This window comes from Sphingopyxis sp. (genome assembly GCF_035686825.1).
Classification (GTDB): Bacteria; Pseudomonadota; Alphaproteobacteria; order Sphingomonadales; family Sphingomonadaceae; genus Sphingopyxis.
In genome coordinates, this window is the sequence record NZ_DASRYZ010000004.1 from 270463 (window position 1) to 294757 (window position 24295).

The following is a 24295-nucleotide window of genomic DNA, read 5'->3' on the forward strand; positions in this document are numbered from 1 at the left end:
TGTTTCGGTGCAACTGAAACAAGCGTCAGATGCTCGGCAGGTCGAGGCCCTTCTCGCGCGCGCAATCGATCGCGATGTCGTAGCCCGCGTCGGCGTGGCGCATCACGCCGGTGCCGGGGTCGTTCCACAGCACGCGTTCGAGCCGCTTCGCCGCTTCGGGGGTGCCGTCGGCGACGATCACCATGCCGCTATGCTGCGAATAGCCCATGCCGACCCCGCCGCCGTGGTGGAGCGACACCCAGGTCGCGCCCGATGCCGTATTGAGCAGCGCATTGAGCAACGGCCAGTCGGACACGGCATCGCTACCGTCGCGCATCGCCTCGGTCTCGCGGTTCGGCGAGGCGACCGAGCCCGAATCGAGATGATCGCGGCCGATCACGACCGGCGCTTTCAGTTCGCCCGACGCGACCATCTCGTTGAAGGCGAGGCCGAGCCGGTGGCGGTCGCCGAGTCCGACCCAGCAGATGCGTGCGGGCAGACCCTGGAATTGAATCTTCTCGCGCGCCATGTCGAGCCAGTTGTGGAGGTGCGCGTTGTCGGGCAGCAGTTCCTTCACCTTGGCATCGGTCTTGTAGATATCCTCGGGATCGCCCGACAGCGCCGCCCAGCGGAAGGGGCCGATGCCGCGGCAGAAGAGCGGGCGGACATAGGCCGGGACGAAGCCCGGAAAGTCGAAGGCGTTCTCGACACCTTCGTCCTTCGCCATCTGGCGGATGTTGTTGCCATAGTCGGTCGTCGGCACGCCCGCCGCTTGCAGGTCGAGCATCGCCTGCACATGCACCGCCATCGACGCCTTGGCGGCCTTGGCGACTGTAGCCGGATCGCTCTCGCGCTTCGAGAACCATTCGTCGAGCGTCCAGCCCGCGGGGAGATAGCCATTGACCGGATCGTGCGCCGAGGTCTGGTCGGTGAGCAGATCGGGGCGGATGCCGCGGCGAACCATCTCGGGTAGGATTTCGGCGGCGTTGCCGAGCAGGCCGACCGACACGGGCTTGCCCTCGGCGTGGGCTTCTTCGATCATCGCGATCGCCTCGTCGATGCTCGACGCCTGCTTGTCGAGATAGCCGGTGCGCAGCCGCATCTCGATGCGGCTCGGCTGGCATTCGATCGCGAGGCAGCTCGCGCCCGCCATCACTGCCGCCAGTGGCTGCGCGCCGCCCATGCCGCCGAGCCCGGCGGTCAGCAGCCAGCGGCCCGAAAGGTCGCCGCCATAATGCTGGCGGCCCATCTCGACGAAGGTTTCGTAGGTGCCCTGAACGATGCCCTGGCTACCGATGTAGATCCAGCTGCCCGCGGTCATCTGACCGTACATCATCAGGCCCTTTTTATCGAGCTCGTGGAAATGCTCCCAATTCGCCCATTCGGGGACGAGGTTCGAATTGGCGAGGAGGACACGCGGCGCGTTTTCGTGCGTGCGAAAGACACCGACGGGCTTGCCCGACTGAATCAGCAACGTCTCGTCATCGTTGAGCCGTTTCAGCGTCTCGACGATCCGGTCATAGCTTTCCCAGTCGCGCGCGGCGCGGCCGATGCCGCCATAGACGACCAGCTCGTGCGGCGCCTCGGCGACGTCGGGGTGGAGGTTGTTCATCAGCATCCGCATCGGCGCTTCGGTGAGCCAGCTCTTTGCGCTGATCTCGGGGCCGGTCGCCGGGCGGATCACGCGGCTGTTATCGAGGCGGGCGGTCATTGTCGTCCTTTCGCAAAATCGAGGGCCGCGGCGATCACTTGCTCCAATACGGGCCGGATCGCCGGGTTCGGGTCGAGGGGGGAGGGCCAATTCATGTGCGTGATCGCATCGGGCTCGGCCATATAGCCGCGCTGCGCGAGCTCCATCTGGATCGCATGGATGCCGCTTTCGGGGCGGCCGTAATGGCGCGTCGTCCAGCCGCCCTTGAAACGGCCGTTGACGACATGGCTCTTGCCGCTCGCCGCGCAAATGTTCGCGATGACGGTTTCGAGCTCGGGGGCCGAGGTCGCGCCGCCGTTGGTGCCGATGTTGAACTGCGGCAGTTCGCCGTCGAAGAGGCGCGGGACATGGCTGCGGATCGAATGCGCGTCGTAGAGGACGACCTTGCCGTGCGCGGATTTCAGCCGGTCGAGTTCGGCGGTCAGCGTGTCGTGATAGGGGCGGTGGTAAAGGTTGAGGCGCTGGGTGATCGACGCCTCGTCGGGCTCGCCGAAACGATAGAGCGGCTCGCCGTCGAAGGTCGTCGTCGGACACAGCTCGGTCGTCGCCTGCCCGGGGTAGAGCGACGCACCCGACGGATCGCGGTTCATGTCGATCACGCTGCGCGAAATGTCGGTGGCGACGAGCGTTGCGCCCAGATCGGCGGCGAAGGCGTAAAGCTCCGCGATCCACCAGTCGGTGTCGATCTGCGCGTGCCAGGGCGAAACATATTGCTCGTCGAGGCCCGCGAGGCTGGTGCCACCGTGCGGGAAGGCGATGACGAGCGGCGCGTCGCCGCGATGGATGCGCAGCCAGTCCATCAGCCGAGGCCCGGCAGGGTGGCGGGCACTGCGGCGGCAAGGCCGCCCGAGCGGATCAGCGCGGTCGCGGCCTCCATATCGGGGTGGAAATGCCGGTCGTCCTCGAGCGTCGGAACCGCGGCGCGCAGATGCTTGTGCGCCGCCTCCAGCGCATCGCTCGATTTCAGCGGCGCGTGGAAATCGATGCCCTGGCACGCCGCGAGCAATTCGATGCCGATCACCGCGCTGGCGTTATCGGCCATGTCGAGCAGGCGGCGCGCGCCGTGCGCGGCCATCGAGACATGATCCTCCTGATTGGCTGAGGTCGGGATCGAGTCGACGCTCGCGGGATAGGCGCGCTGCTTGTTCTCGCTGACCAGCGCCGCCGCCGTCACTTGCGGGATCATGAAGCCCGAGTTGAGGCCGGGGCGCGGGGTGAGGAAAGCGGGGAGGCCCGACAATGCGGGATCGACGAGCATCGCGATGCGGCGCTCGGAGATCGAGCCGATCTCGCAGAGCGCCATCGCGATCATGTCGGCGGCGAAGGCGACGGGTTCGGCGTGGAAATTGCCGCCCGACAAGGCTTCATCGGTATCGGCAAAGATCAGCGGATTGTCGGAGACGCCATTGGCCTCGATGCCGAGCGTGGTGCCGGCTTGGCGCAGCAGGTCGAGCGCGGCACCCATCACCTGCGGCTGGCAGCGCAGGCAATAGGGGTCCTGCACGCGCGGATCATCCTCCGCATGCGAAGCGCGGATCGCCGACCCCGCCATCAACCCGCGCAGCGCGTCGCCAACTTCGCGCTGTCCCGCATGGCCGCGCAGCGCATGGATGCGCGCGTCGAAGGGGGCATCCGAGCCCTTGGCGGCCTCGGTCGACAGCGCGCCGGTGATCAGCGCCGAACGGAAAACGGTTTCGGCGCGGAACAGCCCCGCAAGCGCGTTGGCGGTCGAAAATTGCGTGCCGTTGAGTAGCGCGAGCCCTTCCTTGGGGCCGAGGTCGAGCGGCGCGAGGCTCGCCTGCGTCAGCGCGTCGGCGGCGGGCAGCGTCTGGCCGCCCACCTCGATCGCGCCGACGCCGATCATCGCCGCCGCCATATGCGACAGCGGCGCGAGGTCGCCGCTCGCACCGACCGAGCCCTGCGACGGGACGACGGGGGTCAGGCCCTTGGCGAGCATCGCTTCTAGCATCGCGACCGTCGCGCGCTGGACGCCCGACGCGCCCATGCCGAAACTCGCGAGCTTCAGCGCCATCATCAGCCGGACGATCTTCACCGGCGACGGCGCGCCGGTTCCCGCGGCGTGGCTGAGCACGATATTGCGCTGGAGCGTCGACAGTTCGTCGTCGGCGATGCGCACGCTCGCAAGCTTTCCGAAGCCGGTGTTGATGCCATAGACGGGCGCGCCCTTCGCGACGATGCGCGCGACCGCGGCGGCGCTCGCGTCGATCGCGTCCCATGCATCGGCGCTCAGTTCGGCGCTCGCGCCCTCATAGATTTCGCGCCAGTCGGCGAGCGTCATATGCCCGGGCTCGATAATCATTGTCCGTCCTTGATGCGTTGGTGAAGCGGGTTGAAGCCGATGCGATAGACGAGCTCGGCGGGATCGGTGACGTCCCAGATCGCGAGGTCGCACGCCTTGCCGGCTTCGAGGGTGCCGACCTCGGCCGACAGGCCGAGTGCGGCGGCGGCGTTCACCGTGACGCCGCGCAGCGCCTCGACCACCGTCAGTCCGAACAAAGTCGCACCCATGTTGAGCATCAGCAGCAGCGAGGTCGTCGGCGAGGTGCCGGGGTTGTTGTCGGTCGCGAGCGCGATGCGCGTGCCGTGGCGGCGCATCGCGTCGATCGGCGGCAATTTGGTCTCGCGCATGAAGTAATAGGCGCCGGGCAGCAGCACCGCGACCGTGCCCGCTGCGGCCATCGCGCGGACGTCGTCTTCGGTCGCATGTTCGAGATGATCGGCCGACAGCGCGCCGTGCATCGCGGCAAGCGTGCTGCCGTGGAGCGCCGACAATTGTTCGGCGTGGAGCTTGACCGCGAGGCCATGCGCTTTCGCCGCCTCGATCACGCGCGTGCATTGCGCAGGCGAGAAGCCGATGCCCTCGCAAAAACCGTCAACCGCGGTCGCGAGCGAAGCTGCGGCGGGGATCATCTCGCGGACGACGAGGTCGATATAGGCGTCGCTGTCGCCCTTATATTCGGGGGGCAGCGCGTGCGCGCCGAGGAAGGTCGGCTCGACGAGGATGTTGCGGTGCCCGGCGAGCGCACGCGCGGCGCGCAGCATCTTGAGCTCGTCTTCGGTCGACAGGCCATAGCCCGACTTGACCTCGATCGTCGTGACGCCCTCGGCGATCAGCGCGTCGAGGCGGGGCAGCGCGCTTTCGACCAGCTCCTCCTCGCTCGCTTCGCGTGTCGCGCGCATCGTCGAAACGATGCCGCCGCCGGCGCGCGCGATCTCTTCATAGCTCGCGCCATCGAGCCGCATCGCCCATTCGTTCGCGCGGTTACCGCCGTGGATCAGGTGGGTGTGGCAGTCGATCAGCCCCGGCGTGATCAGCCGCCCTTCGCAATCATGCACCTGCGCTTCGGTCGTCGGCGCGCCTTCGGCCGGCCCGGCATAGACGATCCGGCCATCCTGCGCCGCCACCACGCCATCGTCGATCAGGCCGAGATCGTCTCCGGCCATCGTTGCGATTCGGGCGTTCGTCCAGCGTTGCTCCATCTGGACAGTCTCGCCTCGATGCGCCATTATGTCTAGACATAATATGAGGACGGATGATGGTTTCGCTCTGGTTCGAACGCGCATGGATCGGCAATCGCTGGGAAAAGGAGGTGCGGCTGCGCATCGCCGACGGCCGGATCGCCGCGATCGAGACCGGCGTCGCGGAAGCGGCCGGGGACGAACGCCACCGCGTCGCGCTGCCCGGGCTGTGCAATGTCCACAGCCACGGCTTCCAGCGCGGGATGGCGGGTTTGTCCGAACGCCGCAGCCGCCCCGACGACAATTTCTGGAGCTGGCGCGAGATCATGTACCGCTTCCTCGACCGGCTGACGCCCGAGGATGTCGCGGCGATCACCGCGCAGGCCTATGTCGAGATGCTCGAAACGGGCTTCACGCGCGTCGGCGAGTTCCACTATCTGCATCACGACCCGGCGGGCGCTGCCTACGCCGATGTTGCCGAAATGGCGGGGGCGATTGCCGAAGCGAGCGCGGCAACGGGGCTCGGGCTGACGCTGCTTCCCGTCTTCTACGCGCACGGCAATTTCGATGGTGCGCCGCCTAGCCCGGGGCAGCGGCGCTTCCTCAACGATATCGACGGCTTTGCGGCATTGCTCGATGCGTCGCGGTCGAAGCTCTCGGACGACGCCAATATCGGCGTCGCGCCGCACTCGCTGCGCGCCGTGACGCCCGAAGAGCTTCGCGCGCTGCTCAAAATGTCGCCGACCGGGCCGGTGCATATCCACGCCGCCGAACAGGTGAAGGAGGTCGCCGACTGCGTCGCGTGGAGCGGCGCGCGGCCGGTCGAATGGCTGCTCGACAACGCCGGGGTCGACGAGCGCTGGTGCATGATCCATTCGACGCATCTCGACGAACGCGAAGTGCCGCGGCTCGCCGCGAGCGGCGCGGTCGCCGGGCTGTGTCCCGTAACCGAAGCCAATCTCGGCGACGGCATTTTCCCCGCGATCGACTATCTCACCGCGAACGGCCGTTTCGGCGTCGGCACCGACAGCAATATCCTCGTTGACGCGGCGCAGGAGCTTCGTGCGCTCGAATATTCGCAGCGGCTCGCGCACCGTGCCCGCGCCCTGTTGGCGGGCGAGGAATCGCCTTTCGTCGGCGCCAACCTCTTCACGCGCGCAGTCGCGGGCGGGGCGCAGGCGCTCGGCGTGCCGGCGGGGCTGGCTGTCGGCCATGCCGCCGACATCGTCTCGCTCGACCTCGATCACCCGTCCTTCGCCGGCAACGACGATGCGACCCTGCTCGACCGATGGATTTTCGCGGTGCGCGCGGGTGCGATCGACAGCGTGTGGCGCGCGGGCGCGAAGCGGGTCGAAAAGGGGCGCCATGTCGATGCCGACGCGATCGGTGCCGCTTATCGCACCTGCATCGAACGGCTGCTCGTATGAACCCGGCGCGCCGCATCCGCGACGAGATCGCCGCGGCGATCCGTTCGGGCGAGTGGCGTCCCGGCGACCGGGTGCCGACCGAGCAGGAACTCGCCGCGCGCTACGGCTGCGCGCGCGCGACGGTCAGCAAGGCGCTCGGCGAACTCGCCGCGTCCGGCCTCGTCGAGCGGCGGCGCAAGGCCGGGACCTTCGTCGCGCATCCGCCGGTTCATTCGGCGGTGATGACGGTGCCCGATCTCGCCGAACTCATCGCCGCGCGGGGCGAAGCCTATCGCTGGGACCTCCTGTCGGCCGATACCGACGATGTCGGCGAGGCGTCGTGCCCCGGCCCCGCGCTCCGTATCGAGGGCGTGCATATGGCGGCGGGCGAAGCTTTCGCGCTCGAACGGCGCTTCATCGCGCTGGGCGAAGTGCCCGAGGCGCTGGGCGCGGACTTCGCCGCCGAAGCGCCGGGAACCTGGCTGCTAGGCCATATCCCGTGGACGCAGGCGCGGCACGTCATCCGCGCGGTGACGCCGACGCGAAAGGAGGCGGGGCTGTTGGGCGTGAACGCGAGCGCCGCCTGCCTCGAACTCGATCGCACGACCTGGCGCGCCGGACGCGTCGTCACCCACGTCCGGCAGCTGTTTCGCGGCGATCGCTTCGACCTCGTCGCCGACTTCAACGCGGGGCCGTGACGGCGGGGCCGGCGATCCCGGCCTCGGCACTGGCGACGCGCGTCATCGCCAGCACGGCAAGCAGCAGAGTCACCGCGGCGAACGCCATCGTATAGATCGGTTCGCCCGGAAACAGCGCCTGCATGATCGAACCCATTACGGTCGCGACGAGCAATTGCGGCAGCACGACGAACATGTTGAACAGCCCCATATAGATGCCGAGCTTCGCCTGCGGCAGGCTTGAGGCGAGGATCGCATAGGGCATGGCGAGCACCGACGCCCAGAAGATGCCGATGAAAATCTCGCTCGCGATCAGATGAGCCGGGTCGCGCAGCAGGAAGAAGCTCGCATAGCCGACCGCGCCGCAGCCGAGCCCGATCATATGCGTCCGCGCCTGTCCGAAGCGGCGCGAAAGCCACGGCAGCAAGGTCAGCGCGGCGATGGCCGCGACGCCGTTATAAATGGCGAACAGCTCGCCGACCCAATTGCTCGCCTCCTGATAGGCGGCGCTCGCGGCGTCGGTCGCGCCATAATGATATTGGGCGACGATCGGCGTCGTGTTGATCCACATGATGAACAGCGCCGACCAGCTGAAGAATTGCACGAGCGCGAGCCGCTTCATCAGTAGCGGCATGCCGGCGAAATCGCCGACGATGCTCGACAGCATGTTCCGGTCGTTCCCGCGCCGCGCCAGCGCGATCGCCAATGCGCTCGCGAGGCCATATCCGGCGAGCAACGCGCCGAGCAGCAACACCTCGCGTAGCAACGCGAACCGCATCTGGACGAAAGCGACGGCGATCCCCGCGGCGACCCAGCCGGCACTCGCCGCATAGCCGCGCGAAGCGAGCGCGCGGACGGCGGGCGCGTTCGCCGCCGCCGGCGGTTCGAAGGCCGCCATCTCTTCGGGGCTATATTCGCGCGTCGCGACGACGGTCCACAGCACCGCGAGGAACAGCGCGAGCCCCCCGAACCAGAAGGCATAGCGCACCGTATCGGGGATTTGCCCCGGCGGCGCGACATTGGCGACGCCCATCGCTTCCATCAGGCTGGGGAACAGCGATCCGACTACCGCGCCGGCGCCGATAAAGGCGGTCTGCACGGCATAGCCGACGCTATGCTGCTCCTTGCCCAGCATGTCGCCGACAAAGGCGCGAAACGGTTCCATCGAAATATTGAGCGACGCGTCGAGGATCCACAGCATCATCGCCGCGAACCAGATCGCCGGGCTTTCGGGCATCACGAACAGCGCGATGGCGGCAAGGATCGCGCCGGCGAGAAAATAGGGGCGACGGCGACCGAGCCGGCCGAGCCAGGTCCTGTCGCTCATATGGCCGATGATCGGCTGGACGAGCAGCCCGGTCAGCGGCGCGGCGACCCACAGGCCCGGCAGCTTCTCGATATCCTCGCCCAGCGACTGGAAGATGCGGCTCATATTCGCATTCTGCAGCGCGAAGCCGATCTGGATGCCGAAAAAGCCGAAGCTGATATTCCACAGGCCGGCGAAACCCTGCCGCGGCTTGTCCATCGCGTCTCTCCCCGTCGGTCCGCCGCTCGCGGCTCTCGTCGCGCCCGGGTGTCGCAGCCCCGGCACACTAGGGCAAGCACGGCGCGGCTACGTATACGAATACGTGAAGGGTCGGGTTCGACCGGTAGCGGGCGTCCCATTTATCGTCACCCCGGGCTTGACCCGGGGCCTGCCTTGTCTTTTCGACTTGGAGCAGGAGGAAGGCGGGTCCCGGGTCAAGCCCGGGATGACGAATTGGGGAACTTCCGCTTCCCACCCCCAAATCCGCCGTCGCCGTTTACACCGCCGTGCTCTGCCGCTTGATCAGCTTTGCCGGCAGCATCGTGCGTTCGGCGTCGGCGCCGGCGATGCGGCGGAGCAGCGCGTCGACGAGCAGTTCGCCGGCGCCCTTCATGTCCTGCATCACCGTCGTCAGCGTCGGCGAGGTCTGGCTGGCGGCGGGGATGTCGTCGAAGCCGATCAGCGCGACGTCCTGCGGGCAGCGGAGGTTCGCTTCGGCGAGCGCGCGCATCGCGCCGATCGCGATCAGGTCGCTGGCGGCGAAAATCGCGTCGAAACGCCGCCCGCTCGCGAGCAGCGACTTGGCGGCGGCATAGCCCGAAGCTTCCGACGACACGGCGCCCGCTTGCAGCCCCGGGTCGGGGGCGATCCCCGCGGCGCGCATCGCGCGGCAAAGCCCGGCATAGCGGTCCTGAAATTCGGGGGCATGCTCCGACGCGTCGCCGAGGAAGGCGATATGCCGCCGCCCGATCTCGACCAGATGCGCGCCCGCCAGCTCGCCCGCGCCGACATTGTCCGACCCGACGGTCAGCCCGATGCTGTCGTCCGAAACCGATCCCCAGCGCACGAATTTCGTGTCCATCTCGACCAGATGTTCGAGCTTGGTGCGATAGAGCTGATAGTCGCCATAGCCCAAAAGGATGATGCCGTCCGACCGGTGGCTGTCCTGATAGGCGACGTGCCAGTCGTTGTGCATCTGCTGGAAACTGATGAGCAGGTCATAGCCTTTGAGCGCGCATTGCCGCGTGATCGACCCGAGCATCGACAGGAAGAAGGGGTTGATCATCGATTCGTCGGGGGTCGGATCCTCGAAAAAGAGCAAAGCGAGCGTGTGGGTGCGCTGCGAGCGCAGGCTCGAGGCGTTCTTGTCGACGGTGTAGTTGAGCTCGCGCGCGATGCGCTCGATGTTGGCGCGGGTCGCGGCGCTCACCGACTTGCTGCCGCGCAGCGCGCGCGACACGGTGGGCTGCGAGACGCCCGCCAGATAGGCGATGTCGAAACTCGTCGGCTTGGCGGAGGGCTGGCGCCCCATGTCTCTCTCCCTGGCGCCGCGGCCTTTGTCGGTGGCGGCCGCTGACGGGCGGAGACTAGCGATTGGTCCCGTCGATGCCAAGAATTTGCACGGGGTCGACATCCGCGGTTTCCGGCGCCGAAAGCGTTGCATTTCTGCGACAGTGCGCGCGTCTGCATATTATGCGTATACGTATACCCTATGGCGGCACGCCGCGATTGGTTTCAATTGCGAGGCTCAAGATGGGAAAGCCCACGCATCGGAGAGGAGCCTGACGGACGCTTCGCGTCCCCGGTCCGATGCACGGGTCAAGACCGCCCGTCCGTGCCAGGGGAGCCACATATGACCATGCCGACCAAGTTTCGCCGGGATGCCAGCGCCATCGCGCTCGGCCTCGCTCTGTCCGTCTTCGTACCCGGCGCCGCGATGGCGCAGGATGCGGACACCGCACCCGTTGGCGAAGTACCGGCCGAGGACGCCATCGTCGTCACCGGCATCCGCGGCGCGATCAACAATTCGGTGCAGGCGAAGAAGGCGAACACCTCGATCGTCGAAGTGATTTCGGCCGAGGACATCGGCAAGCTGCCCGACCTGTCGATCGCCGAATCGCTGTCGCGCCTGCCGGGGCTCGCGACGCAGCGGCTCGACGGCCGCGCCAATGTCGTCTCGATCCGCGGTCTCGCCCCCGACTTCACCACGACTTTGCTCAACGGCCGCGAACAGGTTTCGGCGGGCAACAACCGCGGCGTCGAACTCGACCAATATCCATCGGAGCTCCTGAACGGTGCGGTCGTCTACAAGACCCCCGACGCGTCGCTGATCGGGCAGGCGCTCGGCGGCACGATCGACATGCGGACGGTGCGTCCGCTCGCTTATGGCCGCCGCGCGATCGCGGCGGGCGCGCGGTTCGAGGTCAACGACCTCGGCAAGCTCAATCCCGATATTTCGAACAAGGGCTATCGCGCCAACATTTCCTACATCGACCAGAATGCCGACGGCACGCTGGGCTGGGCGATCGGCTATGCGCGCATGCAGTCGCCGACCGCCGAGGAACGGTTCAACGCCTGGGGCTATCCCGAGGTCACCGACGGAACCAACACCGCCTTCCTGATCGGCGGCGCCAAGCCCTATGTGAAATCGAACGAGCTCAAGCGCGACGGCGTGATGGCGGTCGTCGAATGGGAGCCCAGCGACCGTTTCCACACGACGATCGACGCCTATTGGTCGAAATTCAAGGATGACCAGCGCCTGCGCGGTATCGAACTGCCGCTGGCGTGGGGTAATTCGACGCTGCAGCCCGGCTTTACCGTCGAAGACGGTCTGGTGACCGAGGGCGTCTGGACGGGCACCGAAGCCGTGATGCGCAATGACGTTGTTCATCGCACCTCGACGATCATCGCTGGCGGCTGGAACAGTCAGTTCAAGCCCAACGACCGGCTGACGCTCGAACTCGATCTCGGCTATTCGCGGCTCAAGAAGACCGAGGAAAATCTGGAAATCTACCTCGGCACCGGCCGCGGCGCGGGTGTCGGCGCGCGCGAAACCGCGCTCGGGTTCCAGCTGCGGCCGAAGGGCGGCATCATCCTCGATCCGTCGCTCGACTATGCCGATCCGAACCTCTTCCTGATCACCGATCCGCAGGGCTGGAATAGCTGCGGCGGCGCGGTTCCCAACTGTCAGGACGGCTTCGTCAACACTCCGAAGATCAAGGACGAGCTGAAATCGCTGCGCCTGCAGGCGACGCAGGAACTGGACGGCGTGCTCAGCAGCATTCGCGTCGGCGCCAATTATTCGGACCGCGAAAAGAGCCTCGACGATCGCGGCTTCGTGCTGACCGGCAATGATTATCCGGCGAACACCGCGGTGCCCGCCGATTATCTTTACGATCCGGTGTCGCTCGACTTCATCGGCATTCCCGGCATGGTCGCGTTCGACAGCTGGCGCTACTACAACGACGGCAACTATGTGCTCACCGACGAAGCCGGCTGGACGCCGGGGCGCATCTTCAACGACTATAACGTCCGCGAAAAGGTGCTGACGGGCTTCATTCAGGCCAATTTCGACGCCGACACGGGCAGCACGCCCATTCGCGGCAATGTCGGCATCCAGATCGTCCACAGCGACCAGTCGGCGTCGAGCTTCTATGCGCAGGTCGTCGGCGGGCAGGTGCAATCGACGCCGGTGACCGACGGCGCGACCTACACCGATTTTCTGCCCAGCCTGAACCTGACGGTCGAATTCGCCGACAACACCTTCCTCCGCTTCGGCGCCGCGCGCATGCTGGCGCGGGCGCGCATGGATCAGCTGAAGCCGGGCGGCGGCGTCAATTTCGATGCGTCGAAGCGCAACAACACCGACATCGAAGCGTCGCCCTGGTCGCTCGATCTCGGCAATGCGAAGCTGCGGCCGCTGATGGCCGACACCGTCGACGTCTCGCTCGAGAAATATTTCGGTCAGGGCGCCTATGTGTCGCTCGGCGGTTTCTACAAATATCTCGAAAATTACATCTACCGCCAAAGCGACGCGTTCGACTTCACCGGCTTCGAAATTCCGGACGGCGGAACGGTCGCGACCTATCAGGGGTTGGCCAACCAGTGGCGCAACGGCAATGGCGGGCGCGTCTATGGCGCTGAAGCCGCGCTCTCGCTGCCCTTCGCGACCTTCACCCCGGCGCTCGACGGCTTCGGCGTGCTGGCAAGCGGCTCCTATACCAAGAGCCGCGTCCGCGAAGGCAGCGCCGACCCGATCGCGATGCCCGGCCTGTCGCGCTGGGTCGTGAACGGCACCGCCTATTTTGAAAAGGCCGGTTTCCAGGCACGCATTTCGGGACGTTATCGCTCGAAATTCCTCGCCGAAGTGTCGGGCCTCAGCCTTAAGCGCGACCTGGTGACGGCCAAGAGCGAAATGGTCGTCGATGCGCAGATCGGCTATACTTTCCAGAGCGGCGCGCTTGAGGGGCTAGGCATCCTGCTCCAGGCGTCGAACCTCACCAACGAGCCGTTCGTGACCTATTACAACAATGATCCGCGCCAGATCCGCGACTATCAGAATTATGGTCGCAACTTCATGGCCGGTGTCACCTACAAGTTCTGATCCGATGCGCGGGCCGGCACGTCCGGCCCGCTTGTCGAAGGCGTCGGACGAGAGGGAAGGAACAGCGTGGGCGATAGTCGCATCACGAAGGTGGTGATCGTCGGAGGCGGCACCGCGGGCTGGATGGCCGCCGCGGCGCTGTCGCGGACGATGGACAATCTGTCGATCCGGCTCGTCGAGAGCGACGAAATCGGCACCGTCGGCGTCGGCGAGGCGACGATCCCGGCGATCCGCCTGTTCAACGCCCTGATTGGCATCGACGAGGATGAATTCGTCCGCGAAACGCGCGGGACGTTCAAGCTCGGCATCGAATTTCGCGACTGGGGACGGATCGGCGACGTTTATATGCACGCCTTCGGGCAGATCGGACGCAGCCTCGGCATGCTCCAGTTTCCGCAATATTGGCTGCGCGGCCGTGCAGAGGGTGTTGCGGGGCGGCTCGGCGATTATTCTCTGAACGGTACCGCGGCGCATCAGGGCCGCTTCGCGCGGCTGCCGCAGATCCCGAACACGGGCCTCGACGGTATCGCCTATGCCTTTCATTTCGACGCCGCGCTCTATGCCGCCTATCTGCGCAAGGTTGCAGAGGGTGCAGGCGTCGTGCGGACCGAGGGCAAGATCGAAAGCGTCAAACGCAATGGCGCGAGCGGCCATGTCGAAGCCGTTGTCCTCGAAAATGGCGAGGAAATCGGCGGCGAGCTTTTCATCGACTGCTCGGGCTTTCGCGCGCTGCTGATCGAGGAGGCGCTCGAAACGGGCTTCGAGGACTGGACGCACTGGCTTCCGTGCGACCGCGCGATCGCGGTGCCGAGCGAAAACGCCGGTCCGGCGCGGCCCTATACGCAGGCCATCGCGCACCGGAGCGGCTGGCAATGGCGCATCCCGCTCCAGCATCGAACCGGCAACGGCCATGTGTTTTGCAGCGACTTCATCAGCGAGGACGAGGCGACTGCGATCCTGCTCGCCCATATCGAAGGGCGTCCGCTCGCCGAACCGCGGACGCTGCGCTTCAAGACGGGCATGCGCAAGCAGGCCTGGAACGCCAATGTCGTCGCGCTCGGGCTCGCTTCGGGTTTCCTCGAACCGCTCGAATCGACGAGCATCCATCTGATCCAGAACGGCATCGCCAAGCTGCTCGCGCATTTTCCGGACCGCGATTTCGATGCCGCCAATATCGACGCCTATAACCGCCGGGTCCGCTTCGATTACGAGCGCATCCGCGACTTCATCATCCTCCACTATCACGCGAACGAGCGCACCGACGCGCCCTTCTGGATCCGCTGCCGCGAGATGGGCATGCCCGAAACGCTCGCGCACAAGATCGCGCTGTTCCGCGGTCAGGGCCAGATCGTTCGCGAAGCCGACGAGTTGTTCGTCGAAATCGGCTGGTTCCAGGTGCTGACCGGACAGAATGTCGAGCCCAAGACCTATCATCCGATGGCGGACCAGCTGACGCGTGAGGAACTCGCGGGCTTTTTCGCCGACATCGAAACGATCGTCGCGCGCACCGCGTCGCATCTGCCCACCCACGACGATTTCATCGCGCAGCATTGCGCGGCAGGAGTGCCCGCATGAGCCTGTTCGCCTCGTTGATCGCGCTGAGCCTCGCCGGCGCCGCGTCCGCCGCCGATTACCGCGAGCGCCCGCCCGAGGAGGAAATCATCTATTTCGTCCTCCCCGACCGCTTCGAAAATGGCGATCCGAAGAATGATAAGGGCGGGCTGAAGGGCGATCGGCTCGCGACGGGCTACGACCCCACGGCCAAGGGCTTCTTTCATGGCGGCGATCTTGCGGGCCTCACCCAGCGGCTCGACTATATCGAGGGACTGGGCGCCACCGCGATCTGGTTCGCGCCGATCTTCAAGAACAAGCCGGTGCAGGGCCCGAAGGGCGAGGAGAGCGCGGGCTATCACGGCTATTGGGTCACCGACTTCACGCAGGTCGATCCGCATTTCGGCACCAATGAAGAATTCAAGGCCTTCGTCGACGCCGCGCACGCGCGCGGGATGAAGGTCTATATGGACATCATCGCCAACCACACCGCCGACGTGATCCGTTATGCGGAGGACGAGGCGGGCGGCTATCGCTATCGCGGCCTCGCCGACTATCCCTTCGCGCGCCGGGGCGGGACGGACGGCGCGCCGATCAATCCGGGCTTCGCGGGCGACCATATCCCGGACGCCGAAAACTGGACGAAGCTGACCGACCCGGCCTTCGCCTACACCCCCGTCGTCCCGAAGGGTGAGGAGAAGGTGAAGGTCCCCGCCTGGCTCAATGAGCCGATCTATTATCACAATCGCGGCAACAGCGACTGGGCGGGCGAGTCCGCGCTCTACGGCGACTTTTCGGGGCTCGACGATCTCGCGACCGAACATCCGCGCGTCGCCCAAGGCTTCATCGACATCTACGGCCGCTGGATCGACGAGTTCGGCATCGACGGCTTTCGCATCGACACCGCCAAGCATGTGAACCCCGAATTCTGGCAGGCGTTCGTGCCCGCGATGCAGGCACGGGCGAAGGCGCGCGGCATCCCCAATTTCCACATCTTCGGCGAAGTCTATGTCGACGCGGTCGATCCGGGCGCGCTCGCCTGGTACACGCACGCGGCGGGGCTGCCCGCGGTGCTCGACTTCGGCTTCGCGCGTGCCGCGATCGATGCGGTGAGCGGCACGACGGGGACGGATCAGTTCGCGAAGCTGTTCGAAGGCGACGCGCTATACAAGGGCGGGACCGGCGCCGCGCTCGGCCTGCCGACCTTCCTCGGCAATCACGACATGGGCCGCTTGTCGATGTTCGTGAAGGCCGCGAACCCTCAGGCGAGCGAGGCCGAACTGCTCCAGCGCGTGATGCTCGGCCATGCGATGCTGCTGACGCTGCGCGGCGTGCCGACCATCTATTATGGCGACGAGCAGGGGTTCGTCTCGGACGACAAGGATCAGCTCGCGCGCGAGGACATGTTCGCCTCACAGGTCGCGGCCTATAACGACAACGATCTGATCGGCAGCGACGCGACGACCGCGGCCGCCAATTTCGATCGCGCGCACCCGCTCTATCGCCATATCGCGGTGCTCGCCGAAATCCGGCGCAAGACCCCCGCGCTCGCTCGCGGCGCCACCAAGGTCCGCGCTTTCTCGGACAAGCCCGGCCTGCTCGCGGTGTCGCGCTTCGACCCCGACACCGGGCGCGAAGTCCTGCTCGCCTTCAACACGTCGGCGGCGCCGCTGTCGGCGAATATTGCCATCGATATGAAAAGTGCGGGCTTTACCGCACTCCACGGCGATTGTCCGGCCGCACCCGCCGCGCCGGGCAGCCTCCATCTTTCTCTCCCCGCCTTCGGCACGATCATCTGCCAGGCCAGCGAATAAGCGAAAGCACGCGTGACGACGAACAGCCCCCTCGTTCAGGACCAGCCCATGACCGCCGCGGCGACCCCGCCATGGTGGAAGGGCGCGGTGATCTATCAGGTCTATCCGCGCAGCTTCGCCGATTCGAACGGCGACGGCATCGGCGACCTCGCCGGCATCACCGCGCGGCTCGACTATATCGCCTCATTGGGCGTCGACGCGATCTGGCTGTCGCCCTTCTACCCCTCGCCGATGGACGATTTCGGCTATGACATCGCCGATTATCAGGGCGTCGACCCGATCTTCGGCACGCTCGCTGATTTCGACGCGCTGGTGGCGCGCGCGCATGCGCTCGGGTTGAAGGTCACCACCGACCTCGTCTTCTCGCACACCTCCGACCGCCACGTCTGGTTCGCGGAAAGCCGCGCGAGCAAGCACGGCGACAAGGCCGACTGGTATGTCTGGGCCGATGCCAAGGCCGACGGCTCGCCGCCGACCAACTGGCAGTCGGTGTTCGGCGGTCCCGCCTGGACGTGGGACGCGCGGCGCGGCCAATATTATCTGCACAATTTCCTCGGCACCCAGCCGCAGCTCAACGTCCATAACCCCGACGTGCAGGACGCGCTGCTCGATGTCGTGCGCTTCTGGCTCGACCGCGGGGTCGACGGCTTCCGCATCGATGCGATCAACTTTTCGATGCACGACCCCGAACTGCGCGACAATCCGCCGGCACCGCCGTCGAACAAGCCGCGCACCCGGCCGTTCGATTTCCAGCAGAAAATCTACAACCAGTCGCACCCCGACATTCCGCTGTTCCTCGAACGGATCCGCGCGCTGACCGATCAATATCCGGGCCGCTTCACCGTCGCCGAGGTCGGCGGCGACGATGCGGCGCGCGAGATGAAGCTGTTCACCGCGGGCAACCGGCGCCTCAACAGCGCCTATGGCTTCGACTTCCTCTATGCCGACCGGCTGACGCCGCAGCTCGTGCGCGAGGCGGCCGAGGGCTGGCCCGACGCGGCGGGGATCGGCTGGCCGAGCTGGGCGTTCGAAAATCACGATGCGCCGCGCGCGCTGTCGCGCTGGACCCCCGAAGGCGTCGCGCCCGCCGCCTTCGCGCGCATGAAGATGGCGCTGCTCTGCGCGCTGCGCGGCAATATCATCATCTATAATGGCGAGGAGCTCGGGCTCGATCAGGTCGAGATTCCGTTCGAATTGGTGAAGGATCCCGAGGCGCTCAAGAATTGGCCGCTCACCCTGTCGCGCGACGGCGCGCGGACGCCGCTGCCCTGGGCGGCGGGCGAAAATCACGCGGGTTTTTCGAGCGTCGACCCGTGGCTGCCGGTCGGCGCCGCGCATAGCGACCTCGCGGTCGACCGGCAGCACGACGACCCCGCCTCGCTGCTCAACCTAACGCGCCATCTGGTCGCGCTGCGCGCGGCGCACCCGGCGCTGCGGCTGGGCGCCAACGCGAACTGGATCGCCGAGGGCGACCTGCTCGGTTTCGATCGCGTCGCGGACGGCGAGCATGTCCGCTGCCTCTTCAATCTCGGCGGCACGGCGATCGACATCGCCTCCCATGGCGCCGGCGCCGAACCGATCGTCGCACTGAACGGCGCCGATCCGGCGCACCTGCCGTCCTGCGGCGCCCTCTGGCTGAAACTCGAAGGAAAAAATGATGCGTAGCCTGTTCGTCGCCCTCCCGCTGCTCGCCGCCGCGGTTCCCGCCGCGGCGCAGGAAACGCGGCCGGAGCAGACCGCCGCGTCGCCCGACGGCAGCATCGTCCTCACCGTTTCGACCGACAACGACCAGCGGCCGACCTGGTCGCTGTCGCGCAAAGGCAAGCTGCTGATCGCGCCGTCGAAACTCGGTTTCCTGCTGACCGACGGCATCGCGCTCCAGCGCGGTTTCGCGATCGAGAGCGTCGAGCGCGCGAAGAGCGACACGCGCTGGGAACAGCCGTGGGGCGAGCGGCGCTTCGTGCGCGATCGCCACAATGAACTGCTCGTCCGCTTCCGTCAGAATGAAAGCTGGGGCGGGCATGCGATGAACGTGCGCTTCCGCCTGTTCGACGACGGCATCGGCTTCCGCTATGAACTGCCCGAGCAGGCGGGGCTCCAGACCGCGAAGATCGCCGACGAAATTACCGAATTCGACATCGTGCCGAAGGGCACCGCTTGGTGGATCACCGGCGGCGAATGGAACCGATACGAACAGATTTACCAACAGACCCCGATCGACGCGGTGTCGACCGCGCACACGCCGATCACGATGCGCCTCGATGACGGCACGCACCTCGCGTTCCATGAAGCTGCGCTCGTCGATTATGCGGGCATGTGGTTCAAGCGCGTCGAGGGGCGGAAGTTCCGCGCCACCCTGTCGCCGTCGTCGCAGGGGCCGCGCGTCGTTCGCGACCTGCCGTTCGCGACCCCGTGGCGGACGATCCGTATTGCCGATAATGCGGCGGGCCTCGTCGAAAGCGATCTCGAACTCAACCTCAACGAACCCAACAAGCTGGGCGATGTCAGCTGGGTTAAGCCGATGAAATATATCGGCATCTGGTGGGGCATGATCCGCGGCCCATGGAGCTGGGCCGAAGGGCCGCAGCATGGCGCGACCACCGAACGCACCAAGCAATATATCGACTTCGCGGCAAAGCACGGCTTCGGCGGCGTGCTCGTCGAGGGCTGGAACAAGGGCTGGAACGGCAATTGGTTCGGCCATGGCGACGAGTTCAGCTTCACCGAGGCCTATCCCGATTTCGACCTGAAGGCGGTCACCGATTACGCGCGAAAGAAGGGCGTGACGCTGATCGGCCATCATGAAACCGGCGGCAATATCGCGGTATACGAAGCGCAGCTCGACGATGCGATGAAGCTTTATGGGCAGCTTGGCGTCAAGGCGGTGAAGACAGGTTATGTCGCCGACGCCGGCGGCATCATCGCGCCGGGCGACGCACCGGGCGAAACGCGCATGGAATGGCACGACGGCCAGCGCCAGGTGCAACACCATCTGAAGGTCGTCCAGACCGCCGCGAAGTACAAGGTCGCGGTCAACCCGCACGAACCGGTCAAGGACACCGGGCTCCGCCGGACCTATCCGAACTGGGTTGCGCGTGAGGGTGCGCGCGGCATGGAATATAATGCCTGGAGCGATTTCGGCAGCGGCCCCGACCATGAACCGACGCTCGTCTACACGCGCATGCTCTCGGGACCGATGGACTATACGCCGGGGGTGCTCAGCCTCGAAGGCTCCAACAAGGCCCGCTTCGCATCGACGCTCGCCAAGCAGCTCGGCCTCTATCTCGCCATTTATTCGCCGATCCAGATGGCGGCCGACTTCATCGAGAATCTCGAAGCGCATCCGCGCGAGCTCGAATTCATCAAGATGGTCCCGGCCGACTGGTCCGAAAGCAGGCTGATCGCGGGCGAGGTGGGCGATTATGCGATCTTCGCTCGCAAGGACCGCAAAAGCGCCGACTGGTATGTCGGCGGGGTCAACGACGCGACCGCGCGCACGCTGACGCTGACCTTCGATTTCCTCGATCCGGGCAAGACCTATACGGCGACGATCTGGAAGGATGGCGACGGCGCCACCTATCTGACCGACGCGCGGCACCGCATCGCCTATGAAACGATCAAGGTGAAGAAGGGCGACACCTATGAACTATGGCTAGCCCCGGGCGGCGGCGCCGCGATGCGCGTCGCGCCGGGGAAATAGGCGGGCAAACCGCGGAGCATCATCTTTGACTAAATAAGCCGTGTGCTCCCGCGAAGGCGGGAGCCCATCACCGACCGGCGCTATTTCGAGCCGGCAGGAGATGGGTCCCCGCCTTCGCGGGGACACGGGGATTTATCAAATGCTTCAGCCCAACCCAACCACCTCTAGCGCCGGGGCGGCGCGCGATAGACCGCCTGATCGAGCTCGCCCTCCCACCGCGCGACGGTGGTCGCGACGGTCAGGTTGGCGCTGGCGCTCGGCACCGTGCGCGTCATGTCGAGCAACCGGTCGAAGGGAAGCACGAAGCCGACGATCAGCGCGGTCTGTTCGGGCGGAACGCCGACCGCCGAAAGCACCGCGGCGAGCATGAAGAGCGACGCCGACGGCACGGGGGCGGTGCCGAAGGCCGCGAGCGCGCCGGTCAGCAGCACGATCGCGAGCACGCTCGCGTCGATCGGCACACCGAAGGCTTGCAGGCTGAAAATGCTGAGCAGCCCGACATACATGGCGGTGCCGTCCTTGCCGATGCTCGCGCCGAGCGGCAGCACGGTCGAATAGACGCTCGATGATATGCCGAGGTTCTTGCCCGCGACGGTCATCGCGACGGGCAGGGTCGCCGATGAGGAGGCGGTCGAGAAGGCGACGACGAGTGCGTCGACGATACCGCGAAAGAAGGTGAGGACCGGCAGGCGCGCGAGGAGCCGCAGAATGAGGCTGTGGACGAGGACGATCTGGATCGCCGAGCCGAGGACGACGGCGAGCGCTAGCCAGCCGATATTGACGAAGACCGCGGCGCCGTTGGCGGCGACGGCGTTGGCGATCAGCGCGAACACGCCGATCGGGGTCGCCTCCATCACCAGCCCGACGATCTTCAGCAGCACCGCAGACAGCGACTGCAACAGGCCGGCAAAGGGCTTGCCCGCCTCGCCGGTCAGCACGGTGCCGACGCCGACGAGGATCGCGACGAAGATCAGCGCGAGCATGTCGCCTTTCGCCAAGGCGTCGACGATGTTGAGCGGGATGATGCCGACGAGCTGGTCATAGAGCGGCACCGGGTCGCCGAGCGCCTTGGGCGCCGCGGTGCCGACGGGGGCGGCGACGCCGGGCTCGACGATCAGCGCGACCGCCATGCCGACCGATACCGCGATCGCCGTCGTCAGCGCGAACAGCCCGACCGTCCGCCCGCCGAGCGGCCCGAGGCGTTTCGGATCGGCGAGCGAGGTGATCCCGGCGGCGATGGTGACGAGGACGATCGGCGCGACGAGCATCCGGATCGCGCGCACGAAAAGATCGCCGAACACCGCGACCTTCGGCGCCGCTTCGGGCCAGACGAGCGCGAGCAGCAATCCGAGGACAAGGCCGCCGAGCACGCGCTTCCACAGCGGGATGGCGAACCAGCGGCGCATCATCGCCCGGCCGTCCGTCGGGCGGGGTGGGAGGAAAGACAAATCATGGCCCGCAAGCCTAGTCGGAGGTGCGGCCCCAACCGCATAGCATATGTGCCTCTATCCATAACCCGTCGCTATATCCCGTCGATGACCTCCGCCACGACTTTCAGGAAATCGGTCGTCAGCGCGGTGGGGGGGCGGTTGTGATAATACATCGCGTAAAGGTCGAAGGTCAGCGGCGGCGTCAGCGGACGGATCGCGAGGCCCGGCGCCAGCGCGGCCTGCGCGGTAAAGCTGTCGACCACTGTCAGCCCGACCCCCGCGCGAACGAGCGCGGTCGCGATATAAAAGGTGCGCGCCGACATCGCATGGTCGAACTCGAGCCCGAGCCGGCGCTGTTCCTCGACGAATATCTCGCCGATCGGTCCGCTCGCCGCGACGCTGATAAAGCGATGTTCGCGTAAGTTCCCGAGCGCGAGGCGCGGCGGCGCATCGGGCAGGTCGGCCTCGCGATAGAGGACGACCAGTTCGCCCTCGCCGAGCCAGCGGCTGCCGATCGGCGCGTTCTGCGGCACCTCGACCGCGATCGCGATGTCGGTTTCGCGCTCGTGGAGCTTGCGGACCAGATCGTCGTGGTGGACCGTCTGCAGGTCGAAATTGACGTTGGGATGGCTGGTGAGAAAGCGCGCGACGGCTTCGGGCAGGACGCCGAGCGCCAGCGACGGGAGCGCCGAGATGCGCAGCTTCATGCCCGCGCCGCGCCGCAGGTTGCGCGCGCCTTCGCGCAGCGCGTGGACGCGGTCCTGGATTTCGCTGACCTCGGCGAACAGCGCGTGCGCGTCGTCGGTCGCGACAAGGCGTCCGGCCGAGCGTTCGAACAGCGGAAAGCCGAGGATCGATTCGGCGTGGCGCAGCGTCTTCGACACCGATGGCTGCGAAATATTGAGCGCGCGCGCGGCGGCGCTGACCGACCCGTTGGTGTAGACCGCGTGGAATATCTCGATATGGCGCAGGTTCATCCCCGCCATGGTTAGCCGCGCCCCGCCCGGCGGCAAGATGTTTCGCATCGCGGCAAGGCGGGGCTCCCGGCGTCAGCGCGGCCGCAGCAGCACGCGGCCGTGGCGATCGGCGGTGGGTTTGCCCTCCGCCAGCGCCGCCTTTCCGTTGACGAAGACGTAATCGACTCCGACCGAATAGGCGTGCGGCCGTTCATAGGTCGCAAGGTCGCGGATGGTTTCGGGGTCGAAAACGATCACGTCGGCGAAAGCGCCTTCGCGCAGCAGGCCGCGATCGGGGACGCCGAGGATTTTCGCGGGCAGACCGGTCGCGGCGTGGATCGCCTGCGCCATCGGGATCACCGGCTTGTCGAGCACATAATTGCGCAGCTTGCGCGGGAAGGCGCCATAGGCGCGCGGATGCTCGGACGTCTTGCCGAAATGCGGCAGCCCGCCGTCGGTCGAGGTCATCGTCCACGGCTGGCGCATGAAAGCTTCGACATCGGCATCGCTCATGTTGAACGAGACCGTCGGCGCGCCGCCCGCGATCAGCATCTCGATCGCGGCGTCGAGCGGGTCCATGCCCTTGATCCGCCCGACCTCGTCGAGCCTCTTGCCCTCGAGCGACGGATCGGGCGCGAAGCTGCGGATCATCAGCGCGTGCGGCCCGGCGCGCCGTTCGAGGTTCGGCACCATCTCCGCCCGGATCTTCGCGCGCATCGCCGGATCCTGAAGCCGCTTGGCGAGCGCCGCCGCGCCGCCTTCCTGCGCCCAGCCGGGGACGAGCGAGGCCATCAGGCTCGATCCCGAGGCCGAATAGGGATATTGATCGGCCCAGATTTCAAGCCCCTCGGCGCGTGCCTGGTCGATGCGGGCGATGACGTCGGCCGACTTGCCCCAGACCTGCGGCCCCAGCACCTTGATATGGGTGACGACGCCCGGAATTTTCGCCTCGCGCGCGACGGTGATGACCTCGTCGACCGCGGCGACGACGCCGATGTCGTAATTGCCCTCGTCGCGGATATGGCTGATGTAGAAGGCGCCGGGGAAGCGCGCCGCGGCCTTCGCGAGCCCGACGATTTCGGCGGTGTTCGAATATTTGCCGGGAATGTAGAAGGGGCCGTCGGACATGCCATAGGCGCCCGCCGCCATCGCCGCGGTGACGAGCCCTTCCATTTTCGCCTGCTCGTCGGCGGTCGCGAGCCGTGCGACGTCGCCCATCACCGCGCGCCGCACCGCGTTGTGACCGATCAGCGGGATGACGTTGACCCCGGGGATGTTGGTATTGAGGTCGGCGATCTGCGGGCCGAGTTCGGCCGGCCCGCCGCCGTCGGGATTGATCGCCAGCGTCGTGATCCCCTGGTGCAGCATCGGCAGCGCGGCGGCGAGTTCCTTCGTCTGGATATTCGGCGCCGCGTGCGAATGGGGGTCGATGAAGCCCGGCGCGACGATCCGGCCGGCCGCATCGATCAGCGTCGTCGCGGTGGCGCCGTCCGGGATCGATCCGACCGCCGCGATGCGGTCGCCCGCGATGGCAACGTCGGCGGTGCGGGCGGGACCGCCCGTTCCGTCATAGAGCGTGCCGCCGCGGATCAGCACGTCATAATGCTGGGCGAGGGCGGGCGCGGTGGTGGTGAGCAATGCGCCGATTGCGAGCGTCAGGCGTTTCATCGACCGTCCTTTCG

General features: G+C 66.6%; 16 protein-coding genes. 7 read left to right on the top strand and 9 right to left on the bottom strand.

Going from position 1 to position 24295, the window contains the following annotated elements; genetic code table 11:
* Window positions 1–25: 25 nt before the first annotated feature.
* Genes hutU through hutI form a run of 4 tightly spaced genes read right to left on the bottom strand, consistent with a single transcriptional unit; the run spans window position 26 to window position 5218 of the window.
* Entirely contained in the window at window positions 26–1690 is a 1665-nt protein-coding gene (gene hutU / locus VFG17_RS10160; RefSeq protein ID WP_325029351.1) for a urocanate hydratase, read from the bottom strand.
* Entirely contained in the window at window positions 1687–2490 is an 804-nt protein-coding gene (gene hutG / locus VFG17_RS10165; protein ID WP_325029352.1) for an N-formylglutamate deformylase, read from the bottom strand. Before hutG ends, hutU begins: the two co-directional genes overlap by 4 nt.
* Window positions 2490–4010 carry a histidine ammonia-lyase gene (hutH, locus tag VFG17_RS10170; RefSeq protein ID WP_325029353.1) on the bottom strand — a complete coding sequence of 507 codons (1521 nt, stop codon included), beginning with the start codon at window positions 4008–4010 and terminating at the stop codon, window positions 2490–2492. Before hutH ends, hutG begins: the two co-directional genes overlap by 1 nt.
* Window positions 4007–5218, bottom strand: a complete 1212-nt coding sequence (gene hutI, locus VFG17_RS10175; RefSeq protein ID WP_325029354.1) for an imidazolonepropionase — start codon at window positions 5216–5218, stop codon at window positions 4007–4009. The genes hutH and hutI overlap by 4 nt, the downstream gene beginning before the upstream one ends.
* A gap of 29 nt (window positions 5219–5247) precedes the next feature.
* On the opposite strand from hutI, the gene VFG17_RS10180 reads away from it, so the two are divergent.
* Both VFG17_RS10180 and VFG17_RS10185 read left to right on the top strand, forming a co-directional pair.
* A complete protein-coding gene (locus VFG17_RS10180; RefSeq protein WP_325029538.1) occupies window positions 5248–6597 on the top strand; it encodes a formimidoylglutamate deiminase in 1350 nt (449 codons plus the stop codon).
* Entirely contained in the window at window positions 6594–7274 is a 681-nt protein-coding gene (locus tag VFG17_RS10185) for a UTRA domain-containing protein (protein WP_325029355.1), read from the top strand. Before VFG17_RS10180 ends, VFG17_RS10185 begins: the two co-directional genes overlap by 4 nt.
* Here the strand turns inward: VFG17_RS10185 and VFG17_RS10190 are convergent.
* Together VFG17_RS10190 and VFG17_RS10195 are read right to left on the bottom strand one after the other, a co-directional pair.
* Complete coding sequence (locus tag VFG17_RS10190) at window positions 7258–8778, bottom strand: MFS transporter (RefSeq protein ID WP_325029356.1); 1521 nt, start codon at window positions 8776–8778, stop codon at window positions 7258–7260. The genes VFG17_RS10185 and VFG17_RS10190 overlap by 17 nt on opposite strands.
* Window positions 8779–9055: 277 nt before the next feature.
* Complete coding sequence (locus tag VFG17_RS10195) at window positions 9056–10090, bottom strand: LacI family DNA-binding transcriptional regulator (RefSeq protein WP_325029357.1); 1035 nt, start codon at window positions 10088–10090, stop codon at window positions 9056–9058.
* A gap of 321 nt (window positions 10091–10411) precedes the next feature.
* Between VFG17_RS10195 and VFG17_RS10200 the strand changes: the two genes are divergently transcribed.
* From VFG17_RS10200 to VFG17_RS10220, 5 genes are all read left to right on the top strand, one after another.
* Complete coding sequence (locus VFG17_RS10200) at window positions 10412–13162, top strand: TonB-dependent receptor (protein WP_325029358.1); 2751 nt, start codon at window positions 10412–10414, stop codon at window positions 13160–13162.
* A gap of 66 nt (window positions 13163–13228) precedes the next feature.
* On the top strand, window positions 13229–14737 hold the full coding sequence (locus tag VFG17_RS10205; protein ID WP_325029359.1) for a tryptophan halogenase family protein: 1509 nt from the start codon (window positions 13229–13231) through the stop codon (window positions 14735–14737).
* Window positions 14734–16527: an alpha-amylase family glycosyl hydrolase gene (locus tag VFG17_RS10210; protein WP_325029360.1), complete on the top strand. Its 1794-nt coding sequence runs from the start codon at window positions 14734–14736 to the stop codon at window positions 16525–16527. Before VFG17_RS10205 ends, VFG17_RS10210 begins: the two co-directional genes overlap by 4 nt.
* A 48-nt stretch (window positions 16528–16575) precedes the next feature.
* On the top strand, window positions 16576–18192 hold the full coding sequence (locus VFG17_RS10215) for an alpha-amylase family glycosyl hydrolase (RefSeq protein ID WP_325029361.1): 1617 nt from the start codon (window positions 16576–16578) through the stop codon (window positions 18190–18192).
* Window positions 18185–20227 (top strand): glycoside hydrolase family 97 protein, encoded by a 2043-nt coding sequence (locus VFG17_RS10220; RefSeq protein ID WP_325029362.1) that lies wholly within the window; start codon window positions 18185–18187, stop codon window positions 20225–20227. The genes VFG17_RS10215 and VFG17_RS10220 overlap by 8 nt, the downstream gene beginning before the upstream one ends.
* A 164-nt stretch (window positions 20228–20391) precedes the next feature.
* On the opposite strand, the gene VFG17_RS10225 is transcribed toward VFG17_RS10220, so the two are convergent.
* The 3 genes from VFG17_RS10225 to VFG17_RS10235 form a co-directional block, all read right to left on the bottom strand.
* The gene (locus VFG17_RS10225) at window positions 20392–21636 is read right to left on the bottom strand and encodes a dicarboxylate/amino acid:cation symporter (protein WP_325029363.1); all 1245 of its coding nucleotides are present in this window, start codon (window positions 21634–21636) and stop codon (window positions 20392–20394) included.
* Between the two features lie 113 nt (window positions 21637–21749).
* Window positions 21750–22634, bottom strand: coding sequence for a LysR family transcriptional regulator (locus tag VFG17_RS10230; RefSeq protein WP_325029539.1), 885 nt, complete (start codon window positions 22632–22634; stop codon window positions 21750–21752).
* Between the two features lie 72 nt (window positions 22635–22706).
* The gene (locus VFG17_RS10235) at window positions 22707–24281 is read right to left on the bottom strand and encodes an N-acyl-D-amino-acid deacylase family protein (protein ID WP_325029364.1); all 1575 of its coding nucleotides are present in this window, start codon (window positions 24279–24281) and stop codon (window positions 22707–22709) included.
* Between the last annotated feature and the right edge of the window lie 14 nt (window positions 24282–24295).